This window comes from Acinetobacter pengchengensis, assembly GCF_982235305.1.
This window is the reverse complement of record NZ_CEVATJ010000001.1, coordinates 1,846,348-1,870,559: the sequence shown is the minus strand read 5'-3', so window position 1 is coordinate 1,870,559 and position 24,212 is coordinate 1,846,348. Positions and strand designations below refer to the sequence as shown.

Annotated in this window: 19 protein-coding genes, 5 tRNA genes and 2 pseudogenes; 15 read left to right on the top strand and 11 right to left on the bottom strand. The window is 43.3% G+C overall.

Going from position 1 to position 24,212, the window contains the following annotated elements; genetic code table 11:
* The first annotated feature begins 62 nt into the window (after nucleotides 1-62).
* From AC0T5Z_RS09165 to AC0T5Z_RS09150, 4 genes are all read left to right on the top strand, one after another.
* Nucleotides 63-1,133 (top strand): microcin C ABC transporter permease YejB, encoded by a 1,071-nt coding sequence (locus AC0T5Z_RS09165; protein ID WP_435337097.1) that lies wholly within the window; start codon nucleotides 63-65, stop codon nucleotides 1,131-1,133.
* The gene (locus tag AC0T5Z_RS09160) at nucleotides 1,133-2,143 is read left to right on the top strand and encodes an ABC transporter permease (RefSeq protein ID WP_435337096.1); all 1,011 of its coding nucleotides are present in this window, start codon (nucleotides 1,133-1,135) and stop codon (nucleotides 2,141-2,143) included. Before AC0T5Z_RS09165 ends, AC0T5Z_RS09160 begins: the two co-directional genes overlap by 1 nt.
* The gene (locus AC0T5Z_RS09155; protein ID WP_435337126.1) at nucleotides 2,121-3,722 is read left to right on the top strand and encodes an ABC transporter ATP-binding protein; all 1,602 of its coding nucleotides are present in this window, start codon (nucleotides 2,121-2,123) and stop codon (nucleotides 3,720-3,722) included. Before AC0T5Z_RS09160 ends, AC0T5Z_RS09155 begins: the two co-directional genes overlap by 23 nt.
* Nucleotides 3,723-3,864: 142 nt before the next feature.
* On the top strand, nucleotides 3,865-5,109 hold the full coding sequence (locus tag AC0T5Z_RS09150; RefSeq protein WP_435337095.1) for an NADH:flavin oxidoreductase/NADH oxidase family protein: 1,245 nt from the start codon (nucleotides 3,865-3,867) through the stop codon (nucleotides 5,107-5,109).
* 66 nt (nucleotides 5,110-5,175) lie between these two features.
* Here the strand turns inward: AC0T5Z_RS09150 and AC0T5Z_RS09145 are convergent, their stop codons facing one another.
* From AC0T5Z_RS09145 to pyrC, 9 genes and pseudogenes are all read right to left on the bottom strand, one after another.
* Nucleotides 5,176-6,597: an iron-containing redox enzyme family protein gene (locus tag AC0T5Z_RS09145; RefSeq protein ID WP_435337094.1), complete on the bottom strand. Its 1,422-nt coding sequence runs from the start codon at nucleotides 6,595-6,597 to the stop codon at nucleotides 5,176-5,178.
* Between the two features lie 300 nt (nucleotides 6,598-6,897).
* Nucleotides 6,898-6,973 (bottom strand) — tRNA-Glu (locus AC0T5Z_RS09140).
* Between the two features lie 45 nt (nucleotides 6,974-7,018).
* Nucleotides 7,019-7,094: transfer RNA gene (locus AC0T5Z_RS09135), tRNA-Glu, on the bottom strand.
* 24 nt (nucleotides 7,095-7,118) lie between these two features.
* Nucleotides 7,119-7,194, bottom strand: a tRNA-Glu gene (locus AC0T5Z_RS09130).
* A gap of 289 nt (nucleotides 7,195-7,483) precedes the next feature.
* Nucleotides 7,484-8,900, bottom strand: a pseudogene (locus AC0T5Z_RS09125) (amino acid permease).
* A 110-nt stretch (nucleotides 8,901-9,010) separates the two neighbouring features.
* Nucleotides 9,011-9,086, bottom strand: a tRNA-Glu gene (locus tag AC0T5Z_RS09120).
* Between the two features lie 173 nt (nucleotides 9,087-9,259).
* Nucleotides 9,260-9,397: a hypothetical protein gene (locus AC0T5Z_RS09115; protein WP_291336510.1), complete on the bottom strand. Its 138-nt coding sequence runs from the start codon at nucleotides 9,395-9,397 to the stop codon at nucleotides 9,260-9,262.
* Nucleotides 9,398-9,611: 214 nt separating this feature from the next.
* Entirely contained in the window at nucleotides 9,612-10,274 is a 663-nt protein-coding gene (rnt, locus tag AC0T5Z_RS09110) for a ribonuclease T (protein WP_435337093.1), read from the bottom strand.
* The gene (gene pyrC / locus AC0T5Z_RS09105; RefSeq protein ID WP_291336514.1) at nucleotides 10,259-11,293 is read right to left on the bottom strand and encodes a dihydroorotase; all 1,035 of its coding nucleotides are present in this window, start codon (nucleotides 11,291-11,293) and stop codon (nucleotides 10,259-10,261) included. Before pyrC ends, rnt begins: the two co-directional genes overlap by 16 nt.
* Before the next feature lie 196 nt (nucleotides 11,294-11,489).
* Here pyrC and AC0T5Z_RS09100 point away from each other — a divergent pair, with 196 nt between their 5' ends.
* The gene (locus AC0T5Z_RS09100; RefSeq protein ID WP_435337092.1) at nucleotides 11,490-12,749 is read left to right on the top strand and encodes a GGDEF domain-containing protein; all 1,260 of its coding nucleotides are present in this window, start codon (nucleotides 11,490-11,492) and stop codon (nucleotides 12,747-12,749) included.
* Between the two features lie 114 nt (nucleotides 12,750-12,863).
* Here AC0T5Z_RS09100 and argG read toward each other — a convergent pair whose 3' ends face one another.
* On the bottom strand, nucleotides 12,864-14,207 hold the full coding sequence (gene argG, locus AC0T5Z_RS09095) for an argininosuccinate synthase (RefSeq protein WP_291336518.1): 1,344 nt from the start codon (nucleotides 14,205-14,207) through the stop codon (nucleotides 12,864-12,866).
* Between the two features lie 361 nt (nucleotides 14,208-14,568).
* On the opposite strand from argG, the gene AC0T5Z_RS09090 reads away from it, so the two are divergent.
* From AC0T5Z_RS09090 to AC0T5Z_RS09050, 9 genes and pseudogenes are all read left to right on the top strand, one after another.
* Nucleotides 14,569-16,602, top strand: coding sequence for an NADPH-dependent 2,4-dienoyl-CoA reductase (locus AC0T5Z_RS09090; RefSeq protein WP_291336520.1), 2,034 nt, complete (start codon nucleotides 14,569-14,571; stop codon nucleotides 16,600-16,602).
* A 129-nt stretch (nucleotides 16,603-16,731) separates the two neighbouring features.
* A tRNA-Ser gene (locus AC0T5Z_RS09085) sits at nucleotides 16,732-16,821 on the top strand.
* A 794-nt stretch (nucleotides 16,822-17,615) separates the two neighbouring features.
* Nucleotides 17,616-17,876 carry a hypothetical protein gene (locus tag AC0T5Z_RS09080; RefSeq protein WP_034597600.1) on the top strand — a complete coding sequence of 87 codons (261 nt, stop codon included), beginning with the start codon at nucleotides 17,616-17,618 and terminating at the stop codon, nucleotides 17,874-17,876.
* A gap of 17 nt (nucleotides 17,877-17,893) precedes the next feature.
* Entirely contained in the window at nucleotides 17,894-18,475 is a 582-nt protein-coding gene (locus AC0T5Z_RS09075; protein WP_005176381.1) for a hypothetical protein, read from the top strand.
* An 11-nt stretch (nucleotides 18,476-18,486) separates the two neighbouring features.
* Nucleotides 18,487-18,867 (top strand): hypothetical protein, encoded by a 381-nt coding sequence (locus AC0T5Z_RS09070; RefSeq protein ID WP_005176388.1) that lies wholly within the window; start codon nucleotides 18,487-18,489, stop codon nucleotides 18,865-18,867.
* Between the two features lie 113 nt (nucleotides 18,868-18,980).
* Nucleotides 18,981-19,279, top strand: a pseudogene (locus AC0T5Z_RS09065) (hypothetical protein).
* Nucleotides 19,280-19,390: 111 nt separating this feature from the next.
* Nucleotides 19,391-20,428: a DUF932 domain-containing protein gene (locus AC0T5Z_RS09060; protein ID WP_435337091.1), complete on the top strand. Its 1,038-nt coding sequence runs from the start codon at nucleotides 19,391-19,393 to the stop codon at nucleotides 20,426-20,428.
* 85 nt (nucleotides 20,429-20,513) lie between these two features.
* Nucleotides 20,514-21,587, top strand: coding sequence for a YqaJ viral recombinase family nuclease (locus AC0T5Z_RS09055; protein WP_435337090.1), 1,074 nt, complete (start codon nucleotides 20,514-20,516; stop codon nucleotides 21,585-21,587).
* Between the two features lie 139 nt (nucleotides 21,588-21,726).
* A complete protein-coding gene (locus tag AC0T5Z_RS09050) occupies nucleotides 21,727-22,623 on the top strand; it encodes a recombination directionality factor (protein WP_114171442.1) in 897 nt (298 codons plus the stop codon).
* A 189-nt stretch (nucleotides 22,624-22,812) separates the two neighbouring features.
* Here AC0T5Z_RS09050 and cadR read toward each other — a convergent pair whose 3' ends face one another.
* Nucleotides 22,813-23,220 carry a Cd(II)/Pb(II)-responsive transcriptional regulator gene (cadR, locus tag AC0T5Z_RS09045; RefSeq protein ID WP_001219640.1) on the bottom strand — a complete coding sequence of 136 codons (408 nt, stop codon included), beginning with the start codon at nucleotides 23,218-23,220 and terminating at the stop codon, nucleotides 22,813-22,815.
* 95 nt (nucleotides 23,221-23,315) lie between these two features.
* Here cadR and AC0T5Z_RS09040 point away from each other — a divergent pair, with 95 nt between their 5' ends.
* Nucleotides 23,316-24,212 carry a cation efflux transmembrane domain-containing protein gene (locus AC0T5Z_RS09040; RefSeq protein ID WP_004964805.1) on the top strand — a complete coding sequence of 299 codons (897 nt, stop codon included), beginning with the start codon at nucleotides 23,316-23,318 and terminating at the stop codon, nucleotides 24,210-24,212.

Here is a 24,212-nt window from a genome sequence, read left to right as displayed (position 1 = left end):
ATTTTAAAACTCAAGCATGACAGTGTTTGCGATAAACCAGAACATTGCCAAAAGGTAAGCACATGGGCACATACATACTCAAAAGATTGCTCCTGATTATTCCAACCTTGTTTTTCATTTTATTGATTAACTTTGTGGTGATTCAAATTGCACCAGGCGGGCCGGTTGAACAAGCAATTCAGCAAGCCGAAGCTTTTCAGGGCATGGGGATGATAGGCGGTGAAACTGCTGCAACATCTAATAGTAGTAATTATCAAGGCGCTAAAGGTTTAAGTGATGAAATGGTTGCAAAAATCGAAGCGCAATATGGATTTGATAAGCCTGCACATGAACGCTTTTGGAAAATGCTCACGAGCTATGTGCAGCTCGATTTTGGCACCAGTTTTTTTAAAGATAAACCTGTGACCCAATTGTTATGGGAAAAATTGCCTGTATCGCTATCTTTAGGTTTATGGAGCACTTTGCTAATTTATTTAATTTCTATTCCATTAGGTATTAAAAAAGCCCGTCAGCATGGTTTGTTGTTTGATAAAGCCACTTCTATTTTGTTGGCAGTCGGTTATGCCATTCCTGCATTTGCATTTGCAATTTTGCTGATTGTATTTTTTGCGGGTGGTTCATATTTTCAGTGGTTCCCCTTACAGGGTTTGGTGTCTGAAAACTTTGCACAATTAAGCCTATGGGGCAAAATCACCGATTATTTCTGGCACATGACTTTGCCTTTATTGGCGATGGTGATTGGTGGTTTTGCAGGGCTGACCTATCTGACCAAATACTCGTTTATGGAAGAATTAAACAAGCAGTATGTGTTGGCAGCACGGTCTAAAGGTCTCACAGAATCGCGTGTGTTATATGGGCATGTGTTTCGTAATGCCATGCTGATTGTAATTGCAGGTTTGCCTGAAGCATTGGTGGGTATTTTCTTTGTCGGGAACTTATTCATCGAAATCATTTTTAATTTGGATGGATTAGGCCTGCTTGGTTTTGAGGCGATTGTGCAGCGTGATTATCCTGTAATTTTTGGTACTTTGTTTATTTTTACCTTATTGGGCTTAATTCTGCGCTTAATCAGTGATGTGTTATATCAGGTGATTGACCCACGTATTAGTTTTGAATCGCGAGGGGCCAAATAATGTCACCGATCATGCAGGCGCGTCTGCAGCGTTTTAAACAGAACAAATTGGGTTTTGGTTGTTTCATTGTCTTTATCATTATTTTTGTATTGTCTTTGGCGGCAGAATTGATTGCCAATGATAAACCGTTATTGATTAGATATGAGCAATCTTTATATCTGCCAGTGTTCAAGGCTTATCCTGAAACAACCTTTGGCGGTGTATTTGAAACCGAAGCCGATTATAAAGACCCTGTAGTGCAACAACTGATTGCAGACCGAGGGTGGGCAGTTTGGCCGCTTATTGAGTTTTCTTACCAGACCCCGAATTTAGATTTGACCGTGCCTGTACCTTCAGCACCGACTGCACAAAACTGGCTAGGTACAGATGACCAAGGGCGTGATGTGTTAGCGCGAATTTTATATGGCTTGCGTGTATCTTTGTTATTTGGTTTTGCACTGACTTTTGCAACGGCAGCTTTAGGCATTTTGGTCGGGGCGATACAGGGCTATTATGGCGGTTGGGTTGATTTAATTGGTCAGCGTGTTTTAGAAGTGTGGGGGGGGTTACCTATGCTGTTCATGGTGATGATTTTGGTCAGCATGTTTACCCCAAGTGTGTATTGGCTATTTGTAATTATGCTGCTATTTGGCTGGACGACACTGGTTGGCTTAGTTCGGGCAGAGTTTTTACGCGCCCGAAATTTTGATTATGTCCGTGCAGCGAGAAGTTTAGGCGTAACCGATCGTACCATTATGTTTCGGCATATTTTACCCAATGCCATGAGTTCGAGTTTGTCGCAGTTGCCTTTTATGCTGACCGCCAATATTACAGCTTTAACCGCACTGGATTTTTTGGGTTATGGTTTACCACCCGATGCAGCATCTTTAGGGGAATTGCTGTTACAAGGTAAAAATAATTTAAATGCACCGTGGTTGGCGTTGTCAGGCTTTTTTACCTTAGCGATTGTGCTGTCCTTGTTAATTTATATTGGAGAGGCGACCCGTGATGCATTTGATCCAAGACGTTAATCCTTCAACTGCGTCACATCCTACAGTATTGCTAACAGTCAGTCATCTGCATATTCGGCAGCAGCAACAGGTTTTGCTGCATGATTTAAACTTGGAGCTGCATACAGGCGAAACTATTGCGTTGGTCGGTGAAAGTGGTTCTGGAAAATCTATTAGCAGTTTGGCATTGCTAGGTTTATTGCCCGAACATTTACAGGTGCAAGGTCAGGCAATCTTTGCAGAACAGGATTTACTTCGCCTTAAACCGCAACAATTGCGGCAAGTTCGTGGTCAAAAAATTGCGATGATTTTTCAGGAACCGATGACGGCTTTAAATCCGTTGCATCGCGTGGAAAAAATTATTGGTGAAAGTTTGTTGCTCCAAGGTTGGAGCAAGGAAAAAACGCGTGCCCGAGTATTGCAATTACTTGAAGATGTTGGCATTCCTCAGCCTGAAGAAAAACTAAAGCGTTATCCACATGAATTATCTGGGGGGCAACGTCAGCGAGTGATGATCGCAATGGCCTTAGCACTTGATCCCGATATTTTAATTGCCGATGAACCAACCACTGCTTTAGACGTCACTTTGCAGGCACAGATTTTGGATTTATTAAAAAGTCTGCAAGTGCGTCGTAATATGGCCATGATTTTGATCAGCCACGATCTGAATTTGGTCAAACACTATGCAGATCAGGTCATTGTCATGAATCAGGGGCGAGTCGAAGAACAGGGCAGTGTGGCAGATATTTTTAATAGACCGCAGCAAGCCTATACTCAAAATTTGTTAAACCATGATTTTGGCGAAGCTTTGCAGATTGATGAGTTGCCGACTATTTTGGCGTTAGAACAGGTTGCTGTGAAATTTCCGATTAAACAAGGCTTACTGAATCGGGTTAAAGATTATGTGGTTGCGGTTGAACCGTTAAGCTTAGAACTTCCGCAAGGTCAATCTATTGGCATTGTCGGTGAAAGCGGTTCGGGTAAAAGTTCATTGGCACTTGCAATTGCAAGACTGATTGAAAGTGAGGGAAAAATTGAACTACTTGGGCGAGACCTGAATCAACTGAATGAACGCCAATTGCGTCCCTTACGACAGCAGTTTCAAATTGTATTTCAAGATCCATTTAGCAGCTTAAATCCACGTTTAAATGTGGAACAAACCATTGGTGAAGGTTTGACATTGCAACATTTGTCCAAACCTGAAATCATTCAGCGCATAGATGAAGCTTTAAGCAAAGTAGAATTGCCTGTGAGTTTTAAACAGCGCTATCCGCATGAATTGTCGGGTGGGCAACGTCAACGGATTGCATTAGCACGTGCGTTGGTATTACGCCCTAAACTGTTAATTATGGATGAGCCGACCTCTGCCCTAGATCGTAGCACGCAACGCGCTGTAGTGCAGTTGTTGCGCCGCTTACAGCAGCAAGAACAGATGAGTTATTTGTTTATTAGCCACGATTTGCAAGTGGTGAAAGCGCTTTGTCAAAAAGTGTTGGTGCTGCATCAAGCTAAAGTTATGGAATTTCAGGAGACTGCGCAGTTATTTAGCCATCCGCAAACGGAATACACCCGTCAACTGATAGCAGCCAGTGAGTATTGACCGTTCAATATTTTAAACCGCTATTGAGGCTTATTGGTTTAGTTTACCATTATTGACAATAAGATTTGTCAAAATGGCATTGACCTGTTCCGAAAAATCTTTAGAGTAAAAAAGACCAATAAAATACAATACGGAACAGTGTATGAGCCATCTTGCCAAAGCAATTCAGATTCGTAATACCATGTTTAAAAATCGCATTATTAAAGGTGCCATGAGTGAGGCGTTGGCTAATGATGCAGGCCAACCTAATCAAGCCCATTTAAAGTTGTATGAGGCTTGGGCCAAAGGCGGTTTAGGCTGTGCGATTACGGGTAATGTCATGGTGGATTTTCGTGCCAAGAATGAACCTGGGGTAGTGGTAGTAGAAACTGAACGTGATCTGGAAAAGTTAAAGGCGTGGGCGAATATCGGAAAACGTCATGGCATGATACAACTGGTACAGTTGTCTCATCCTGGACGTCAGTGCCCGAAAGGCTTGAATAAAGAAACTGTAGCACCTTCAGCTGTACCTTTTAGTCCGGCACTGGCGATGAGTTTCGGTACGCCACGTGAACTGCGTGAAGATGAAATTTTAGATATTATCCAGCGCTTTGCGACTTCAGCTGCCATTTGTGAAAAGGCGGGATTTGAAGGCGTACAGCTACATGGTGCACATGGTTATCTGATTAGCCAGTTTTTATCGCCGCTGACCAATAAACGTCAAGATCAGTGGGGTGGCAGTATTGAAAACCGCAGCCGATTTTTGCTAGAAGCCTATAAGGCGGTACGTGCAGCAACTTCAGAGAATTTTATCATTTCAGTGAAATTAAACTCGGCAGACTTTCAGCGCGGTGGCATTAGTGAAGAAGACGTTATTTATGTCTTTAAGGCGATGGATGCAGCCGGGATCGATATTATTGAAGTTTCTGGCGGAACCTATGAAGCACCCGCAATGGCTGGGGTAAAAGCAGAGAAACGTAAAGCATCAACGGTTGCCCGCGAAGCCTATTTCCTCGACTTTGCCGAAAAGATCCGTCAGGAAGTTAATTGTCATTTAATGGTGACGGGGGGCTTCCGTACCGCAGTGGGTATGAATGCAGCCCTTGACAGCGGCGCATGTGATTTTGTCGGTATTGCACGTCCATTTGCGGTCGAGCCTGATCTAGGTAACCGTCTGGTGGCTGGGCAGGATGTACGTTATGCAGTGGAGAAAATTAAAACTGGTATTCCAATGATCGATAAAATGGCGATTATGGAAATCATCTGGTATGCCGCGCAATTTAAGGAAATTGCTAAAGGTAATCGACCAAATCCAAAATTGTCACCTTTAAAGGTATTTTTAAATTATGTAAAAGGCAATGTGAAAGCTGTGATTAAAGGTCAGATCAATTCACGTAAATCGGCTTAATTTGCATAATACATTGAAGTAAAAACAGGGCATATAAAATGCCCTGTTTTTATATGAGTGATCTTTTTAAGAATAAGTCATGGCTTGAATCTGAAAAGGGAAGAGTAACTGAGAAAGCTGACGTGTTGCCCACAAACCCACTTCCTGATGATGCATATGCGGTGTCACATAAGGAATCAAAAGATCAATCTTTTGTTCGGCAGCGGCACAGCGATTCAGACGGCTTTTCAGCTGATGGATCTGCTGCTGGTCGATACGGTTCAGCACCGGTTCCATCTGGTTATGTACTTGAGATCTGCTACGTGATGGCAGACGAGCAGCAAAAGTCTCACCTTGAATCCAGTCTTTAATAATTTGTTTTTCAGTCGCATTAAATACACCAAACATTTTACCATCTGGATCATCAATCATTTTCCAGAATCGGCTTTGTTCTACAGGCGCTTCTTTTACAATCCAGCCTTTTTCAATCATGACTTTCAGGAAGCCCGCAATCTGTGTCGGATCGGATAACCACTCATTAATAGTCTTGCCACTAAACTGGCATTTCTGGTTATGGATATATTGTCCAATCAGCGCTTTGTTCTGGAACACTTTCAAAGCCAGTTTTTCAATATCCAGCTGCTTGATGATCTGGGTAGAGCTTTTACCAATGTCATTCAGCACATAGCCTTTTTTAATCAGATCAAGATACTGAGCAGGATCTTCAGCGAGTGCATACTGATCTAAATAGGCTTGCAGAGATTTTTGTGCATGACCGTTGTGAGCATTATCAATGGTAATGTGTACATTGAAATAATGTGGATCAATACCGAGTTCAGACAGCTCATAATTGGTAATTAACAGGTGTAAGGGCAGCTGCTCATAACCCAGATTGAAGCCAATCACTAAAGGCAAATACTCGGGTGGTGCGTAGGCCAGTGCCAACTGGACAGCCGCTTGTTCATAGTAACTGGCATCCAGCTGCTCGGCATAGCTGTTCAGCTCATAATGATTCAACAAATCTTGATACATAGTGACATGATTGGCACGAGTATGACCCATGCCCAGTTCTTCCAGATAGATAGAAATCAAGTCTTTGGTTTCCGGACGATTCCAGTTTTGCACAGTTGAATACAGCCATGAGCCGTCTACCAGTTTTACGGGTGCGACTTTGGCCAGGAACTCAAATGCATGTGATACAGTCGGGAAGTACTCGCGTCCTTGCTGCTGTTTACGCCGCTCTACATAAGACTGGAAAATTGTGCAGGTTTGGTGGTGCTGTTCCAGAAAATGTTGCTCTACATGTCTGGGTTGATCCAGCCATTCCAATCCAGCCACATCAACTTGCTGGATTAAATCTCTTAAATAGTTCTCAGCCTGTTCGGTCTTTACTGCCGTCGAAATCTGTTGATCTTGAAAGAAGTTGACCCAATCTTTAAAGTTATTGAATTGATGATTATGTTTTTTAATAGATGATTCAGGCGAACTTAACTTTGTACTGACGAACATAATCTGATCCTTGCAGATATATTATGCTTTCTACCTTAACGGCATGCTTATACTATCGGTATTGATTTTTGTTCGGATTTATAGTGCGATTGCTGTAAATGAAAATGAATGGATAACGAGTTGAAGAGAAATGTAAAAGAATAATATTTTTAAATGAATTATTTATAAACAAATAAAATTGCAATCGAGACAATTTGATCAAACGTTAAAAACAGGAATGAAGGAACAAGCAAAAAAAAGCCCAAGTCATCATGCTTGGGCTTTTTTATGAGAAGTTAATTAAATTAACTATCTCGAATATGGCGTCCCTACGGGGATTCGAACCCCGGTTACCGCCGTGAAAGGGCGATGTCCTAGGCCTCTAGACGATAGGGACAGTGTAGAAGTGATATTTTAAACCAGAACTTTGGATTTGAAGTAATGGCGTCCCTACGGGGATTCGAACCCCGGTTACCGCCGTGAAAGGGCGATGTCCTAGGCCTCTAGACGATAGGGACTTAAAAAAAATCTACTTCTGAAATTGGCGTCCCTACGGGGATTCGAACCCCGGTTACCGCCGTGAAAGGGCGATGTCCTAGGCCTCTAGACGATAGGGACGTTTCAGAGGTGGGCGTATAATAGGGCGTATAAAGGGGGGTGTCAAACGCTTTTCTGCAATAATTCTGAAAAAATTGTTCAACTGAATAAAATTAAAACTATTCTGCTGCTGTGATTCGTCTGAAGCGGTAAAAATCATGCTTTTCAAGCTATTCTTTAAATAGACGCATTTATTTGAGTAGCGTGATTTTCTTTGTATTTTGCAATATTCGTTGCTAATCAACACAACTCAAAAAATAGGGCAATCCTAAGATTGCCCTTATTATTTTTATATCATCGCTAAAAAAAATTATGATTTTTTGTGATAAATCATGTAATAACTGAGATAGCACAACACAATAAAAATCATACAGCCAATAAAACCTGCTAGCATTTCAGGGTCAAATACCATACTTAGGCAAGTAATAAAACAGAACACAAAACCTAAAATCGGCACTATAGGAAATAGCGGTGCAGCAAAACCTAAATCCTGCACGGTTTTGCCTTGTTTATACCATTGCCGACGGAAGTTAAACTGGCTTAAACAAATGCTCATCCACACGACCACCATGGTAAATGCTGCCACGCCTAAGAGGTTTTTAAAAATGGTTTCAGGAGCAAATTGTTCAGACAATAAACCCGGCATTGCACCGAGCATGGTGACCATGACTGCAATATAAGGAATACCACGTGAATTCACTTTAGAAAAAATCTGTGGCAATTGTTTTTGGTGTGAGAGCGACCACATCATTCGTGAAGCTGCAAATAAGCCTGAATTGGCTGCAGAGAGTAACGCCGTTATAATCACAAAACGGATAATATCTTCCGCATACGGAATACCAATCTGATTAAACACCGTCACAAAAGGACTGCTACTTACACCTTCTGCAGCCAAACCTGCAGCCTGATGTGGTAACAGCGCACTAATTACCACAATGGTACCTACAAAGAAAATCAACAGGCGGAAAATTGCGGTGTTGATTGCTTTAGGCACGTTTTTAGCCGGGTCTTTAGTTTCACCTGCAGCAACACCAATTAACTCCGTACCTGAAAAGGCGAAATTGACGATCAACATGGTGGCAAAAATAGGGAATAACCCTTCAGGAAACCAGCCCTGTGCAGTTAAATTACTAAATAAAGGTAGAGCTATAACCTTGATAGGATACAACACCAAAAATTGCCATTAAACCCAAAACGATAAAGGCAATAACAGTCACGACCTTGACTAAAGACAACCAAAACTCAGATTCTGCAAACAGGCGTGTGGAAATCATATTTAAACTAAATACGACACCACCAAAAATCAGTGTCCAAATCCACATGGAAATATGGGGGAACCATTCCTGCATTAACAACGCGGCGGCGGTAAATTCTGTGCCTAAAGTGACCGACCACGTGAGCCAATACAACCAAGTGATGGTGTAGCCCGTGCCAGGCCCAATATATTGTTTAGCGTATGCCCCAAATGAACCTGAAACAGGCATGTGTACGGCAAGTTCGCCCAAACACAGCATGACCATGTAGGCAATTAAACCACCAAAAATATACGCGATAATTGCGCCAATAGGCCCTGTTTGTGCAATCACTTCACCTGAGCCAAGAAATAAACCTGTACCAATGGCTCCGCCCAATGAAATCATAACCAAATGGCGGGTACTCATTGCACGTTTTAAAGGCTCAGCACGACCTTGATGCACAGCATCATTCTGATGATTGGATGACTGCATAAGTGATAGGAGAAAAAATAAAAGAAGCGAAGTATTGTAGAGAAAAACTACAATTCTGCAATCTTGAAAATAATATGTTTGAATTAGAAATGATCGTATAGCACGATAAATGGCGTCCCTACGGGGATTCGAACCCCGGTTACCGCCGTGAAAGGGCGATGTCCTAGGCCTCTAGACGATAGGGACGTTGCGAGGTGATGCGTATATTATGAATTTTTCGCAACAGTGTCAAACCTGAATCCTAGAAAACAGCCGCGCTATTTGTTATTTGTTTAAAAAATAATACATCTTTAAAAGTAATAAATCACCGTATAAATATTTGAACGCTGTGCAGTATTTTAATGATCAGGGGGGTGATATTACTTTTCAGAGGTTGTTGTTTGTGTAGCTGCGGGTTGAGTGCTTGGTTCAGGTTGTGCAGGCTCACGATTCACTATATAAAGATACAACGCAGAAGGCGCGAGAATGACCAAAACCAATACAATTTTTTTCAACATGGCAGAATCAGTAACACAAATTGGAATATTGCCATTATAACCAAAGTCAGCTCAAAAGACTGCATGGATAAAAGCTGATTCTAAGTAAAAACATTTCGATGCTCAGCCTTGTGGTTGAAAAACATGAATCAAAACCAAAACAATAAAAAGAAAACAGGATGACAAACGCAGTCTGTCATCCTGTAAACATCTCAATTTTTGAGTAACAATCGTATTATTGATCTGGGTTGAGTAAGTTCTCTACCATGTACGGTGCAAGTTTATTCAGAATAAAACAAAACAGTTCTGCAGTTTTTTGCGTATCGTATAAAGCTGAATGTGCTTCTTTGCCATCAAACTCAATACCTGCCTGAATACATGATTTTGCCAGCACTGTTTGACCAAACATCACCGCACTTAAAGTCACTGTATCAAACACTGAAAAGCTGTGGAATGGGTTTTGGTTCTTCGTACCTGTGCGGGCAATGGCGGCTTGCACAAAGCCTAAATCGAAATGCGCATTGTGACCCACCAAAATGGCATGGGTGCAATTTTGTTGGCGACGCACCTCATTGACCGATTTAAAAATTCGTTTTAACGCAGTTTTTTCATCTTCAGCCATGGCCATTCGCATAGGGTTGAAAGGATCAATCCCAATAAAGTCTAAAGAGCGGCGGTCTAAATTTGCCCCTTGAAACGGGTTGATATGCGCATGATACGCTTCACCGGGTACAAATTTCCCTTCCGCATCATAAACAATTGGAATGGCAGCAATTTCTAACAAAGCATCAGTTTGGGCGTTAAAGCCTGCGGTTTCCACATCGACCACCACAGGCAAGAAACCACGAAAACGTTGCCCCATAACGGGCAAAGTTGTATCTGTCACACTTTTCTCCATTGAATGGTTTTACCCGCATATAACGGAATAATTTGTTCACCATCCAAGTAGTCTAAACTGGTTGGAATGATTTGCTCTTCTTTCACCAAGGTAATGGTGTTGGTATTACGCGGCAAACCATAAAAATCTGCACCAAACAAGCTTGCAAAGCCTTCTAAGCGGTCAATACGTCCAGCTTGATCAAAAGCTTGTGCATAAAGTTCAATTGCCGTAGGCGCACTATAGCAGCCTGCACAGCCACATGCATTTTCTTTGGCATTTTTTGAGTGCGGTGCGCTATCTGTCCCTAAGAAAAACTTAGGATTTCCGCTAGTCGCAACTTCCAATAAGGTTTGCTGATGGGTTTGACGTTTTAAAATAGGCAAACAATAGAAATGTGGTTTCACACCACCCACCAACATATCATTACGGTTAAATAATAAATGTTGCGGGGTAATGGTTGCTGCGACATTACGGCCTTGTTCTAAAACAAATTGCGCTGCTTCAGAGGTGGTAATGTGCTCAAGCACCAATTTTAAGTTAGGAAATTGTTGTAATAATGGTGAAAGCACTTCATCTAAGAAGCGTTTTTCACGGTCAAAAATATCGACATGATTGTGCGTGACTTCACCGTGCAATAATAATGGCACTTGTTGTTCTTCAAGTTGCTCAATCACCGCATATACTTTACGAATGTCGCTCACGCCATTGTCTGAATTTGTTGTTGCGCCAGCAGGGTAAAGTTTAATGGCATTCACATGTGCAGAGGCTTTAATTTTCTTAACTTCTTCAGGAGCGGTTTGATCGGTAAAATACAACACCATACGCGGATCAAAATTTACACCTTTTGGAACGTGTGCCATGATGCGTTCACGATATGCTTCCGCTTCTTCTACCGTTTTTACTGGCGGAACAAGGTTAGGCATACAAATTGCGCGTGAAAACTGCTTGGCAAGATCGGGAACAGTACGTTGTAGTGCTAAACCATCACGTAAATGAGCATGCCAGTCATCTGGCTGGATAAGAGTAATCGTATTCAAGGCGCTGCCAGTCTGAAAAATAAAACAGATGATAATCTATAAATGTTAAAATGGTAACGCTGAAAGCCATAAAAAATAGAAATGCCTGAATTAATTGTTTCGACATTGTGTTATTTTTAAACCACTAAAAAATTATATTCAGGCTGTTACAGTTTTGCTGTGCAACAATCGTGATTAAATGGAATTTAAAGCATCCATGGAATACAAATATAAGTTAGCCAAGCTACAGTACGACAAAGAAAAAAATGAAGAGTTGATTAAACGTCAACGTAAACGTGCTGGGCAGGTTTTTCCGAAACAACTCGAAGTTGAATTTTGGCAACAGCATCTTGAACAAGCACGGCATAACATTAACCAATATTTTTGGTCGGGCGTACTCATCTACTTTATTATCACTGTGCTGATCATTACTGGGGATTACTGGCTTATTGATCGTAATTTTTTTAAACACGACCTTATCCATTCCTTACTAGGTTTGGTGAATGGTGCATTTTGCTTACTGACCCTGTTCTTTTTTGCCCATTATAAAATTTTGCGCCCGTATTATGCTTATGCTGCCATGGCGTTGACTTTTTGGGCCATTGTGTCGATGACTTGGCTGACCATGACAGTGCTTACCGAAGTGTTTAGATATCAAGCCATGATGATCATTAGTATGATTTATATTATGGGCTTTGTACTGACAGGGGTGAAGCCGTTTCACATGCTGCTGACAGGGCTAATGGCTGCAGTGGTTGCCATGATTATGTTATTAAGCTTGCATATTCCAATTGATGTGATGGTGATGGGGCGGGTGTTGGTTGGCAGTACGGTGATGGGTTTTTTAATCAGCAAAATGCTGTGTACCCGAGAGCGGATGATTTTTTTGGTGATGCACCAAGCTCGACTCAGTGAAAAAATTAACCGTATCCATGCCGAAGAGTTGTTGCATTTAAGTCAGCATGATGCGTTGACCAAAGTGTCTAACCGACGTACCTTTGATGAAATGCTAGATAGCTATTTTGAACAGGCACGGCATGATGAAGTGCCATTATCCTTACTTTTTATAGATGTCGATTTTTTTAAAAAATATAACGATCATTATGGGCATCAAAAGGGGGATGAGGTCATTTCAGCGATTGCCAAATCCATCAAAGACTCGATTCGTCACATGGATTTTGTCGCACGTTATGGTGGCGAAGAATTCGTGGTGTTATTGCCAGAAACGGATGCACATGGTGCGTATGCTGTGGCTTCCAATATTTTTAAAGCGGTTGAGCGTTTGGCGATTCCACATAGCCAATCTTTAGTTTCCAGTAACGTCACAATCAGTTTAGGTTTTACTGTCTACAAAGGTGAGGCTGAAATTTTTAAAAGCGACTTCTTGCAACGAGCAGACCAAGCCTTGTACCGTGCAAAACAGTTGGGACGTAATCAAATTTATTACCACACTTTGCAGGTAGAAGAGGTGGTATAAGTTTTTATCGCAGCTTTCATTTAGTCTGAATTATCCAGTGCTTCTGTTTAAACAGACATAAAAAAGCCGCTCAATTTGAGCGGCTTTTGATTTCACAAAATCATCAGCAAGTGATTATTTGTTTTTGTCTTTCAATTGTGGCACTGCAGACCCTGAACCAATCGACAATAAGCCAGAATTGGTATAAATACCTAATTTAGCGCGTGTATCGGTAATGTCCAAGTTGCGCATCGTTAACTGCCCAATACGGTCCATTGGCGTAAACATTGAATCACCTTTCTCCATCGTCAAACGTTCAGCTTCATAAGTGAGGTTTTCAGATTCAGTGTTCATAATCGTGTAGTCATTGCCACGACGAAGTTCTAAAGTCACAGTACCTGTGATAGCTTTCGCAACCCAACGCTGTGCAGTTTCACGAAGCATTAATGCTTGAGAGTCGAACCAACGACCTTGGTAAAGCAAACGACCTAAGCGTAAACCATTAATACGGTATTGTTCGATCGTGTCTTCGTTATGAATACCGGTAACCAAGCGCTCATAAGCAATATGTAGAAGTGCCATACCCGGTGCTTCATAAATACCGCGAGATTTCGCTTCAATAATACGGTTTTCAATTTGGTCAGACATACCTAGACCATGACGACCACCAATACGGTTGGCTTCAAGAATGAACTCAACAGGATCTTCGATACGTTGACCGTTGATTGCAACAGGGAAGCCTTCTTCAAAAGTAATCGATACTTCTTCGGGTTGAATTTCAACGTCGTCTTTCCAGAACGCCACGCCCATGATTGGATCAACGATTTTGATGCCAGCATCTAGGTACTCAAGGTCTTTCGCTTCGTGTGTTGCACCTAGCATGTTTGAGTCAGTTGAATACGCTTTTTCTTTTGACATTTTATAGTCAAAACCATTGTCGATGAGGAATTGTGACATTTCCGCACGACCGCCCAACTCATCAATAAAGGTTTGGTCTAACCATGGCTTATAAATTTTAAGCGCAGGATTGGTCAATAAACCATACCGATAGAAACGCTCAATATCGTTACCTTTATAAGTTGAACCATCACCCCAGATGTTGACGTCATCTTCTTTCATGGCAGTCACGAGCATCGTACCTGTTACTGCACGACCAAGCGGGGTGGTGTTAAAGTAAGGCACACCGCCTGTGCTGATATGGAATGCACCACATTGAATGGCAGCAATACCTTCCAAAGCCAACTGCAAACGGCAGTCAACCAAGCGTGCTTTTACCGCGCCATATTCTTCGGCTTTCTTTGGAATGGCATCATAGTCATCTTCATCTGGCTGCCCCAAGTTTGCTGTATACGCATACGGTTCAGCGCCTTTTTGCTTCATCCACAATAAAGCAGCTGAAGTATCTAGACCACCAGAAAAGGCGATACCGACTTTTTTGCCTACTGGTACATTCTGCAAGATAGTTGCATTATCAGTCATTGCTAGTCCTAACTTTTTAAAATAGGCACCACATTTGGTGGCCAAGGAAAATTCTAAACTGAAAATTATAGCACCCTTTAAAATGCTTGTTTTCGTTAAAAAAGCGCATTTGATAAAAAAATCAGGTTCAGACTTAAATTTTCATTTAGAAATGGCAAACTTGGTGTAAAAATTGAATAACAAAACCCGAAATTTGGATGGTGCAAAATAAAATCACTTTTATTTAGGGCATTTCACCAAGAATAGTTTATAGATTGACGTTTGCGCCACGCAGTCGAACTTTAGAGTCATAAACAGTTTATAAAAATCGGTTAAAGTATTCATGCAACAAGTTGCAAAGCTCATTATATAAGGATTCATCATGACAACTCGCTATGCAAATATTCTAAAACCATTACATTTAGGATTTACCACCATTAAAAACCGTGTTGTGATGGGTTCAATGCACACGGGTTTGGAAGATCGTTTTTATAACTATCCAAAACTGGCTGCTTATTTTGGCGAACGTGCTAAAGGTGGCGTGGGTTTAATTATTACGGGTGGTATTTCACCTAACCGTCAAGGCTGGTTATTGCCTGCGGGCGGGGCTATGAATACATTGGGCGATGTTGCGCCACACCGACTGGTGACACATGCAGTACATAAGCATGGCGCTAAAATTTTAATGCAAATTCTGCATTCAGGACGCTACGGCTATCATCCATTTGTGGTGTCAGCAAGCCCGATTAAATCTCCAATTTCACCATTTAAACCTCGTAAAATGAGTGAAAGACAAATTTTAAATACCATTGAAGATTATGCAAAAACAGCCAGTTTAGCCAAAATGGCAGGCTACGATGGTGTGGAAATTATGGGTTCGGAAGGCTATTTGTTGAACCAGTTTTTAAGCCGTCATGTGAATCAGCGTGAAGACCAATGGGGCGGTGCAATTGAAAATCGTATGCGTTTTGCTTTGGAAGTGGTCAAAGCTATTCGTGCTGAAGTTGGCGAAAAATTTATTATCTGCTTCCGTTTGTCGATGTTGGATTTAGTCCACGATGGCAACACTATGCAGGAAGTGATTACCGTTGCAAAAGCCTTAGAGCACGCGGGTGTGAACTTACTCAATACTGGAATTGGCTGGCATGAAGCTCGTATTCCGACCATTGTGACTTCTGTGCCACGTGCAGCTTTTGTTGATTACACCGCAGAAGTGAAAAAACACGTTGAGATTCCTGTAATTGCATCCAACCGTATTAATATGCCTGATACTGCAGAAGAAATTTTGGCAGCGGGTAAAGCCGATATGATTCAAATGGCACGCCCATTATTGGCAGATGCATTCTGGGTCAATAAAACTGCGACTAATCGTGTCAATGAAATTAACACCTGTATTGCCTGTAACCAAGCGTGTTTAGATCATACCTTTAAAAATCAACGAGCGACTTGTTTGGTCAACCCGCGTGCAGCCTATGAAACTGAATTGGTCTATGAAAAAACCAAGCAACCGAAGCGTATTGCAGTTGTCGGTGGTGGTGTTGCTGGAATGTCTGCCGCTACAGTTGCTGCCAGTCGCGGGCATCAGGTGACTTTATTTGAAGCCAGCAATGAAGTGGGTGGGCAATTTAACTTGGCAAAAGTCGTACCGGGCAAAGAGGAATTTCATGAAACCATTCGCTATTTTAAAGTACAAATTGAAAAAACTGGGGTCGATTTACGTTTAAATACCAAAGTCAACCGCGAGCAACTCGAACGTGAAGGTTTTGATGAAGTGGTCATTGCAACAGGTGTTGTACCACGTCCACTAAAAATTGAAGGCAGCGAAGCACCGCAAGTATTGTCTTATGCACAAGTATTACGTGGCGCACCTGTTGGACGGAAAGTTGCTGTGATTGGTGCAGGTGGAATCGGTTTTGATGTTTCGGAGTTTTTACTGAAACCTGAACATCAGCCACAACCGCAACCTTTGGCAGAATGGCAGCGTGAATGGGGTGTCGATCCGAATCCTAATTATGTGACTGAAGGAGGCATGAGTGCTCCAGAAGTACATCCCCCAATCCGTGAAATTTATTTATTGCAACGTAAAACGACGGCTTTGGGTGCTGGTTTGGGTAAAACTTCAGGGTGGGTACACCGCGCACAGTTAAAAAAACATGCAGTGCGTATGCTACGTGGTGTGCAATATAAAGCTATTAGCAATGAAGGCTTGTGGATTGAAATGGCAGGTCAAGACCAATTGTTACGTGTAGATAGCATTGTAGTCTGTGCGGGGCAAGAATCAGTTAAAGATTTAATGCCTGCGGCAGATGAAAATACTTTGGCTAATTATCATATTATTGGTGGGGCAAAGCTTGCTGCAGAGTTAGATGCAAAACGTGCGATTCGTGAAGGGGCAGAATTAGCTGCTAAACTTTAAAAAGTGAGGTGGCTATGCTGTTGTTTTGATGAGCTTTAGCATTGATTTGGTGAAACAATATTCACTTGAGTGCTGACGAGGAATTTTTTGCTTGTCATCAAATCAAAAGCTTCGTATCATGGCGCACATGGAAGCGTGGCAGAGCGGTTTAATGCACCGGTCTTGAAAACCGACGAGGGTGTGAGTCCTCCGTGAGTTCGAATCTCACCGCTTCCGCCAAATTTTAAGATAAGCCCTTGTATTTGCAAGGGCTTATTTTTTGTCTGTAGTTTTACCCCTCAACCTACCCCTCATCAAATTTTGGATTGGATTGATTTCTTTTGGTGGTATTTGGAAGATTAAGGAATATAGTTTAATAAGCTGTATTTAAATCTAACTAAATTCTTATTCAAACATTTTTTAATTATAAATATTTTCACTCCCCATTTATTTAGCTTGCTTGACGCTCTACAGCGTGCAGATTATCCTTAGTCTGCTGACCTACATCGTCAGCGGGTTTTGACAGACCCATTAACAAAGACAATATGTGAAATCTGATTTTGCATGTTGTGGACTCGTTCGTCCCCCTTCTTTGCGGTAGGGCGGGGGAGGGACGCCTTCGGGCGTGCTGATTCTTAGGTTCAGTCTGTCAACCCTTTCTCGTTCTGCCACCATCAATTGACAGTGGTTGTGGTAGAGCTCTATTACCTAAGGAGTACGCCATGCGCTTACATCAATACCGTCTTTTACATTTCTCTTTTTTCATGTTTGTGCCGTTGGGTGATTAGACCTGATGCCGTGCAGTCAATGCATAGCTGTGTCCATGACTTTCTAAGAATAAAATTTTTTCAAGTACATATTACCGATATGAAGATGAATCTCTCATGCTGTTTTTGAGGGGCATAGATTTGTGTGCTTTATCGTCTATAACACTTCAAAAAAACATAGATATTCATTCTAACATTCATGCATGGGGAGCACTGCGTCTGATTAAGACCAAGACCAGTGATGCCTATAAAAAAGAGAAAATGATGATGTTTAAAACTTTTCTAAAAACGACCCTGATTTCATCACTACTTGCAGGCGCATCATTGGCGCAGGCAGGCTGGTTTGCACAAGCCGGTGAATCCTACCTTGTTCAAGCACGTCATACAGGCGGTGGGGTTTATCAATGTCTTTATAAAACCAATCCTGGCAACCGTGGTTGGCGTAATTTCACGGTGAACTTTCAGGGTGGTTGTCCGCGCTTTGTTCACTTTAATACTCAGAATGGTCAAGTCACTGTGCCCAACTAAACGAGGGGAACATTCAAATGACCCAAAAAACCATATTGGGCTTGGCGGCAATCTTAGCCCTGACCTTGATCAGCATCGCAGGCTTCTACTTCTTTAGCCCTAAACACGCAACTGAAAAAACGGTTCCAGCCAGTACTTCTGAGACCAGCTCTGCACAGCCTTTAGAATCCGCCAGTTCAGAAGCAGTATCCACTGAGATTGCAGCGGCAGAAGTGGATGGGATCGATGTCAAAGAATTGACCACGGGAAGCAAAAGTCTGAGTCCATCAGACCATGAGCCTGAGCTGCTGAGTTTTGAGTTTGATCAAAAACTTAAGGCTGTGGATACCTTACTGTCGATGCTGCCTTATGATGAACTGCCTGAATTTGAGCAGGACAATATAGACAAGTATCAACGCTATATCTTTGCCAAAGCCGCAAAAGATACAGGCAAATCAGTGCAAGACTTTAGCTTGCAAGAACATGGCGCACTGGAGTCGGAGCAAGCGGGTAATCGCTACTACGTCTATAAATTTGATAACGGCACAGACTGTGAAATCCATCTGGCTAGCATTGATTTAAATACAGGCGATTATGGCGTGAGCTATAACTACTGCTAAGGATGAACTTGATGAAGCAACTTTTAAAACCCTTACTCCTCGCAGTGACTACAACGACAGGCATCATGTTGAGTGGCTGTAATGCTGGCCTTGATCCAAACACGTTTACGGTCGAACTCGATGTAATTGATACCAGTAACTGGTATGCCCAAAATCAATCCGCTGCGGTATTAACGATCCGTTCTAACAGTGCAGATCCGATTGATGTGACCAATGTGCTGATCAACAACGGTGAATGCAGTTATGAAGGTTATCGCCGATCATTGGAATATCCGCAGCATTTTAAAATGGGTTTGCGTTTAAGGCTGAAATTAACCGGTTGTGGCTATGACAATGTAGTGCGTGTCGATGTTGAAACAGAAAAAGGCACTGCAAGCTATAGCTTTCAATAGCGACTCTCCTCGACAAAGTAAAATTTAAATCAAACCGTGTCCTCAATGGGCACGGTTTTTTTATGCCCTCAATTCAGCTTTTCGTACCCAATTCATTTAACAAGGAATATTCAATGTCCTTAATTCAATGCCCCTATTGTCAGTCCACCCATGTCAGACAGACTGATTCAAGTCATGCAAACGCCAATTATTTCGAACAACTGCAACGTTGTATTTCACCGACACAGATGGCGCTGTTCGGCATGCAGTTTGCCAAAAAGGCAGGATTCCCGCCTTTTACAGGCGCAGCCATCGGTGTTGTGATGGGTGGTGTATTGGTTATTGTCAGTCAGTACTGCTATGAAAAATATTACAGCAATGCCGAGAGTATCTCTGTCTGGATTGCCAACAAGCGTTTGCATGGGTGCCGTAATCGCATCTCTAACTTTACACGGTTACATCTTTGAATAGATGGATTGTTTAAACCCTTACAGCACATTTCTGCATCTTTACATCTTTCACTTTTATTTAAGGAATAATCAAAATGGCACATCAACTTGAACAAATGGCGTATGTCGGACAAACCCCGTGGCACGGTCTGGGCAATCAACTTAGCCAAAACCAACCGATTGAAGTCTGGGCCAAGCAAGCAGGTATGGACTGGCGCATTGAATCATCCAATGTCAGCTACATGGCTCAAAACGCGCGTGGACAAAGCATCATCATGCCGTATGAAGAACAACGGGTACTGTACCGTTCAGATACCCATGCTCCTTTATCGGTGGTGAGTCAGCGTTATCAAGAAGTCCAACCGATGGAAATTCTGGAGTTCTACCGTGATCTGACTGAGCAATCCGGCTTTGAACTGGAAACCGCAGGTGTCCTAAAAGGTGGGAAAAAGTTCTGGGCTTTGGCACGTACAGGACAAACTGCAGAATTGAAAGGTGGGGATGTCAGCAATGGCTATATTCTGCTAGCAACCGCATGTGATGGTACTTTAGCCACCACCGCACAATTCACCAATATCCGTGTGGTGTGCAACAACACCTTAGCGATTGCCTTACGAGGGCAGAGTTCCAATGCAGGCGTGGTCAAAGTACCGCACAGTACCAAATTCGATGCCGACAAAGTCAAAGATCAACTCGGTATTTCAGTGAAAACATGGTACGACCACATGTATGAAATGAAACAACTCACCCAACGTAAAGTCACCCAGAAAGAAGCAGCGGCTTATTTTGATGTGGTATTTAACAACAATAGCCTAAGTGCGATGGAACAGGAGGATAACATTATTCAGTACTACCGTAATGTCGCGTCTCAAGCCAATCCACAACCCAATAAAACTGAACCGAATGGACGTGCCATGACCAAAGTCATGAATATGTTTAATGGGCAGGGACGTGGAGCAGACTTATCTTCAGCCAAAGACACCGCCTATGGACTACTTTGTGCGATCACCGAGTTTGTCGACCATGAACGTCGTGCGATGAGTACTGATCACCGCCTTGACTCTGCTTGGTTTGGTGCAGGGGCAGCATTAAAGCAACGTGGATTAGAGCAAGCATTATATCTTGCAGCCTAAATTTTATCTTGTATCCCTCTTTGCCACATCTTCGGATGTGGCTTTTTTTATGCCGTTTTAAAATCAATGATAGAAGGATAAACCCATGAATCAGATTATAAACCCAACAGTAACGTCTCAATCTCAGTATTTACCAACTATAGCCAATGACAAGCCTAAACAAAGTCAATCAGGTTCAAAACGTAGTTTAAATGCCAAACGTCTGATCAACACCAAACAACTGGACTATCAGGCATGGCTGGAAGTGCGTAAACAGGGAATAGGCAGTAGTGACGCCGCAGCCGCCTGTGGCTTGAATCCTTATATGTCGATGCTGGAACTGTGGATGATCAAAACAGGACGGGTACAGCAAAACATTGAAGATGAAAGCTCAGGACATGCACCTTTATATTGGGGCAAGCAGCTAGAACCGCTAGTGGCTGAATACTACAGTCTGCATACCAATAATAAAGTCCGTCGAGTCAATGCGGTGCTACAGCATCCTGATCCTGACAAAGCCTTTATGTTGGCGAACTTGGATTATGCCGTTGTGGGCAATGAAGACGTGCAAATCCTGGAATGTAAAACCGCAGGGGAATATGGTGCCAAACTGTGGCGAGATGGTGTGCCCTTATACGTGTTGTGTCAGGTACAACATCAACTGGCGGTGACAGGTAAGCACGCGGCACATATTTGTGTGTTGCTGTGTGGACAGGAAACCAAAATCTACAAAGTCAGTCGTAACGAAGCCCTGATTGAACAAATCATTCAGGCAGAACGGCTGTTTTGGGAATGTGTTGAAAATGACGTTCCGCCTGCTGTTGATGCCAGTGAATCGGCAGCCAAAGCTTTACAACAGCTCTATCCTGAACATACCCCACTGAGCTGTGTTGATCTAACGGAGGTGAAACTTGCTAATGAACTGTTTGATCAGCTGATACAGGAGAAACAGCAGCTTGAACAGCACCAAAGCCAGTTTGATCTACTCAAACACCGTGTTCAAGCACTGATGCAGGAACATGAACGTGCTGTCTTTCAGCAAGGTTCAGTGACATGGAAGAAGAGCAAGGATAGTATTAGCCTGGACATCAAATCCTTACTTCAGCACCAACCTGAACTCATTCAACAGTACCCACTGCAGAAAGCAGGCAGCCGTCGTTTCAACATTTATCACGATTAGCTCAAAGTTTAGAGTTAATCACTCAGCAAGAAGCAATCTGAAATCCCGTGCAGCCCTGCATGGGATTTTTTTATGCCGATTTTAATTTAAGCAAACAGTGCAACACATCTAAACATCTCAACGACAGAGGAATTTCAACATGATTAAAGGTCTAGCCATTACACCACCCATCTTGGGACGGATCAGTATTGGCCGTGTAATAGAAAAGAATGGCAAGCGTCTGCCAGAGAAAGACGATCAGTTCACCATTACCAGTCAAATACAGGGTAAGGACGGTTGGATTAAACACCCCTTGGATGAGCAATTGCGTAATCAAGCACCGAATCAAAAGTTACGTAGCATCCCTGTACGGATGATCTTTAATGACCCTGAACTCAATCTTCGAGCTGAATATAGTTTATTTGACCGACAGACAGGTCGCCCGATTTGTGTGGGGAATGGTCAGACGTGTCAGCGTATGACATCACAAGGTGTAGAGCAACATGCTTGTCCATCCCCCGACTTATGCCCACTTGGACAAGGCGGGCACTGTAAGCCTTATGCACGCCTGCATGTCAATTTAGATGAGTCCGATGAACTGGGCACATTCATCTTTAGAACCACAGGTTTTAACAGCATTCGGACTTTGGCGGCACGACTCAGTTATTACCATGCAGCATCGAATGGCTTGCTTTCATGCCTACCTTTACAACTCACTCTTAGAGGCAAGTCTACGACCCAAAGCTATCGTCAGCCCGTGTATTACGTGGATTTAACGTTACGGGAAGGTGTGGATTTGCAAACAGCGATACAGACGGCCAAAGAGATTGACCAGCAGAGTAAGCAGGCGGGGTTTGATCAGGCGGCATTGGATCAGATTGCACGGCAGGGTTTTGCCAATGCCAAGTTTGAGGTGCATGCAGAGGAGGGGATGGAATTGCTGGAGGAATTTTATCCACACAGTGACAGTGCTGTAGATACAGAGCATTCAGCGCAATTGAGCTATGTGCAGGAGATTCAGCAGGGGTTGCAGCAGAGTGTTAGAGCTGTGAATTGAGCACAGTTGAATTATCTAGTCAGCTTGGTAAGTCAATTAATGGATTCTGAACAAGTTGGCTAGTCACTAATTGAAGGGAGCTTCGGCTCCCTTAATTTTTTTGGGTAAGCGGATTAAATGGTTGATCTTACCTTTGCATGAGAGTGAGACAGACCGGCATCTCATCGGATTATCTGGTTGATGCTTCACCTACTGCTGGTGCATGTTTCCTTCGCTAATTCCAGCAAGAACCCCACACGCCTTAACTTCCCGGTCATCGTTGCAACGCGCTCTTAGTGAAACGAGTTGTTTCTCAAGCGCCTGTAGAGCGGTTATCTGCGAGCGCACATGAGAGATGTGATCATCGAGCAAGGCATTGACAGCGGTACAGGACTGATGAGGGTCGTCCTGATAGCGCTTTAGTTCGTGAATTTCTGCCAGTGACAGATCCAGGATGCGGCAGCGACGAATAAAGGCCAGCCGCTCAACGTGTTTCTCGGTATAGACACGGTAACCGTTCTCCTGCCGACCAGGCGGCGGCAACAAGCCCTGCCGTTCGTAGAAGCGGATCGTCTGTGTATCTACCCCTACTGACTGTGCCAACTGACCAATACGCATCGGGTTCCTCCGCAACGGATTCTCTACGCTATTGACATTATAGCTACTATATAGTTTTAAATGAAAACCCGATCACATTCAAGTGGAGTCATATCATGAGTAAAAACTGCGGAGGCCCCTGTGGCGACCATGCAAGGCCTGCGGCGGATATCGATATGCAGGCCTCCTCCGAGGCGCCAGGGAGATGGGTCAGTGTTTATGCCGTGCCGAAGATGGACTGTCCATCAGAAGAGCGCATGATTCGCCTGGCCCTGAACGGCGTTGAGGGGATTCGGGCACTGTCCTTCGACTTGTCGAACCGCCGGTTGAAGGTCGTGCATGACGGCGAGGCTGAGCCCATTACCGCGAAACTGGCGACCTTGGGGCTAGGCGCCTCGCTTCAGGAAACCGTCATTGCCGACCCAGAGACGATCAAGGCCGCTGAGAGCTCGGCAGTCTCTGCTACGCAGGAGTCAGGCACTCTGCGCGTGTTGCTCGGTATCAATGCGATCATGTTCGTGGTGGAAATGACTGCTGGCCTGATCGCCCAGTCTACCGGCCTGATCGCTGATTCCCTGGATATGTTTGCCGATGCAGCCGTCTATGGCCTGGCTCTCTATGCCGTAGGGCGCAGTGCGAAAATGCAGGTACGTGCCGCGCATCTGGCAGGGGTACTGCAACTGATTTTGGCTATCGGCGTACTCGTCGAGGTGGTGCGACGCTTTGTTTTCGGTAGTGAGCCTGAATCGCTGATGATGATGGCGATCGCCTTCGTCGCATTGATTGCCAATACCAGTTGTCTGCTGCTCATATCCAAACATCGGGAGGGCGGAGCGCACATGAAGGCAAGCTGGATATTCTCGGCCAACGACGTGGTGATCAACCTGGGGGTCATCACCGCCGGCGCTCTGGTCGCGTGGACCGGGTCCAATTATCCGGATCTGATTATCGGCACCATCGTGGGGGTAATTGTACTTAACGGTGCTAGACGCATTTTGGCGTTGAAGGGTTAA